We start from the raw sequence: 3,362 nt of genomic DNA, 5'->3' as shown, positions 1-3,362 counted from the left end.
ATAACTATATGCTGCTGGCATTCAACCTCCTTATCATCATCTATCCTTATCCTATCACATCCGGACTTTTATGGAAAGAGCTATAACTATTCATTCCTCTTACGAATTGCTCTTTAGCTTGAACACTACATTCCTTATCTATTATATCAATTATCTTTTTTAGCCGTTCTTTGTCTCGTAGCATAGCAGTAAAAAGGAAAATGTTTTTATTTTCTCTATAATATTTTGCTATTTCATAAAACAGATTTGCCTTTTTATCTTTATTTATAACATCTAATATTATTTGTACTTCAGGATCACCATCAAATCCATGCTTATCTTGAGGAACTCCTTGTACAATTAATTTTTCTTGCGAAATATTCTGTGATGAACCTAACATTATACCCCCTTTAATTTTTAGATAAAAATAATATATTTTAGTATTAGTATATTGTCAGGCTAAAATTTAGGTGTATTGAAAAATAATTAACCTAACTTATAACTTGCAGCTTTATCAGCTTGTTAGGCAGAATTATTAAAGAACTAGTTGAACAGGTATTATGATTCAATTTAACTCCATCCACAAGTCCTCCGCTTGTTACTCCAGTTGCAATGAACGCTGATTCACCTCTTGCCATATCTTTTACGGTGTAGATTTTTTCTGGATCGTGAATGTTCAAATCTTTTGCTCTTTCTTTTAACTGATCTGTGCCAAATATCAATCTTCCCTCCATCTGCCCACCGATTGAACTCAGCGCTGCAGCCGCAAGCACTCCCTCTGGTGCTCCTCCTATACCGATATACATATCATGATTGCCATTTACTAGTGAAACTATGGCCGCAACATCACCATCATCTATTAGTTTAATTTTTGCTCCTAATTTCCTGATTTTCTCTATTAATTCACCATGCCTTTCACGTTTAAGTACAGTTACCACGAGATCATTCACTTTGCATTTTTTTGCCTTGGCTAAATTGTCTAGATTCTTTTCAATGCTATTTTTTAGTGAGACTACACCCTCTGGAAGATTTTTTCCTACTGCTATCTTTTCCATATAAACATCAGGTGCATGTAAAAAATTACCTTTTTTCGTTGCAGCAAGAACGGACATTGCCCCTGATTTGTAATGAGCACAAATCGTAGTGCCTTCAAGTGGGTCAACAGCAATGTCAATCTCAGGACCATTTCCAGTGCCAACCTTCTCGCCAATATATAGCATCGGCGCTTCATCTCTCTCACCTTCACCAATTACGATAGTACCATTTATTTCCATTGAATTTAATACTGTACGCATTGCATCAACTGCAACCTGATCAGCCTTTTTTTCATCGCCGAAGCCTGCTAGTTTATATGCAGCAAGCGCCGCAGCTTCGGTCACTTTAACTAATTTATAGGCTAAATCTTCCATCATTTGCTTTAAGAACTATATTTAATATATATCATGCTGCTTGAAACTGCAAGATTTCTTGACTGATTATTAGGGAGTTGATATAATATAAGCATTATAGTAGTGGGATTATAGTTATGGCATATAGTGATGATGATGTTAGAAATTTCTATCTAGATATAGATAGAATTACAGGACGTGATAACATAGTTACTAGTTTGGAAGAACTAAAAAAGAGGTTAAGGAAAGAAGTTAATTTTCAAGATGAATGTGAAGGAGGCAATTCATTAGGGAACCTACTTCTAAAACATGCAGCTGAAGAAGATAACTCACGCGTTAAGGATTTTCTCCTCCAAAATGGGTGTGAACCCCCTCAACAAGAGCAAATAACTGCAGCAATAAATGAGGAAGAAGAGGTACCTAATGTAGAAGAAAATAAAACAGACAGTAATAAAGTAGATTCTAGTAACTGCAAAAACCCTGGTATGACTGCTGAAGTACTTTACGGGCAACTAATACAAGGAAAAGAAACAAATCCGGCAATTTTTGACTCGTTTGCAAATGCTGTAAGAGAGTCCAATATTACCGGCGATCGTAGCGTATTTCTAGATGTTGTAAAATTGTTTACAGATTTAGATACTGTAATCCATCTTACAGATACTGCTTCCAGGACTATATTGGATATAGCTGCAATAACAAAACAAGCTGACGTTGTAAGAATACTCTTGGATAGTGGCAAATTTAATGAAGAAGAAAAATTTAACGCTTTGCGTTCTGCTATTGTTCAAGGTAATGTCCAAGAGTTTGAGGTATTTTTAGATTACATAGATCATGCGAAAATACTAGAGGCTCTCAATAAAGCTTCTTGTAATGAGAACACTGACATTATGAAGGTGCTCTTGAATAACAAAAGATTTACTGGAGAAGAAAAAGTTCAGGTTCTAATTGGTACCGCTATAGATGATGATCTACCAAAAGTTAGGTTACTTTTAAAGTATATGACAGGTATACCAGAAGATGGTATAAGAAATCTTCTAAAAATAATTGAAGAGAGGAAATTATCACTTGGAGAAGAACTTAAAATAGATTCTGAATTTAAAGTGGACTTCAACAATTCTGATCACTGTAAATACCTCTCAAATTATGTAATAATTGCAATACTTAGATCAGCAATAAACAAGAAACAAAACACACTTAATGTGGAAGAGAATGGAGCGGGACTCAGTGGCAGTAATATAACCACGCTAAATGATGGTGACATTAGGAATCTGTGTCTTGATATAGATAGGGTTACAAAACAGGATAGCACAGTTACTAGTTTTGAAGATTTGCAAAAAAGGTTAAAAAGGAAGGGAATTAATCTTCAGAGCAAATGTGAAAAAAATGCTGTACTAGAATATGCAATTAAAGATCAAAATTTGAACGTTATAAAATTTCTCTTACAAAATGAAGTGACTATCATCAATGCAATCAGTCAAGAAGGAAGGTATTACGTTAGCAAAATTGAAGAAGACAAATCTATATTATGTTCTGTTGTTTCTTATACTAATGACAGTAATGCTGAGATTCTAGGCATGCTACTACAAAATATTAATGCAGAGCAATCAAAGCTAAACCTGGAAGTGAATTGTACAGATTATACCAACAATTAAAAGATGATGCGTTCTGTACTGCTGTTGCAGAAAATAATTCTGTAGCAGCGACAGTGCTAATACAGAACGATCAAGAAAGAATTGCACCACGCAAATCAGCAGTAAACAAGGATGAAACGCCTGTAGTAACAGCACCTACTATAGTAACAAGGAAAACAAATACTACCGCGCCAAGCGTAGAAGAAAATAAAACAGGACTTAGTAATAGTAACAAAAATGTTGGTAATAAACCTATGGCAACAGTGTTTCCAGTTAGTATAGCATTTCTCATAATAGTCCGAACAGGTCATAGGAAGGCAGAATCAACAGCACGACGAAAGGATTCGAATAGAGGAATGTTTTT

The 3,362-nt window shown here is 34.8% G+C and carries 3 protein-coding genes and 1 pseudogene; 2 read left to right on the top strand and 2 right to left on the bottom strand.

Annotated elements, in window-relative coordinates:
- Positions 1 to 46 precede the first annotated feature (46 nt).
- Both OZD66_RS00255 and glpX read right to left on the bottom strand, forming a co-directional pair.
- Positions 47 to 379, bottom strand: a complete 333-nt coding sequence (locus tag OZD66_RS00255; protein ID WP_182366966.1) for a hypothetical protein — start codon at positions 377 to 379, stop codon at positions 47 to 49.
- Between the two features lie 91 nt (positions 380 to 470).
- Positions 471 to 1,388, bottom strand: coding sequence for a class II fructose-bisphosphatase (glpX, locus tag OZD66_RS00250; RefSeq protein ID WP_182366968.1), 918 nt, complete (start codon positions 1,386 to 1,388; stop codon positions 471 to 473).
- Between the two features lie 116 nt (positions 1,389 to 1,504).
- Between glpX and OZD66_RS00245 the strand changes: the two genes are divergently transcribed.
- Complete coding sequence (locus tag OZD66_RS00245; protein WP_182366970.1) at positions 1,505 to 3,019, top strand: ankyrin repeat domain-containing protein; 1,515 nt, start codon at positions 1,505 to 1,507, stop codon at positions 3,017 to 3,019.
- Positions 2,995 to 3,362: pseudogene (locus OZD66_RS00240) on the top strand (hypothetical protein); the annotation flags it as partial. The gene OZD66_RS00245 and the pseudogene OZD66_RS00240, both read left to right, overlap by 25 nt.

This window comes from Wolbachia endosymbiont of Drosophila baimaii (genome assembly GCF_028982185.1).
Taxonomy (GTDB): domain Bacteria; phylum Pseudomonadota; class Alphaproteobacteria; order Rickettsiales; family Anaplasmataceae; genus Wolbachia; species Wolbachia pipientis.
Note: the sequence above shows the minus strand (reverse complement) of the source record. Positions and strands in the feature narration are given on the sequence as shown.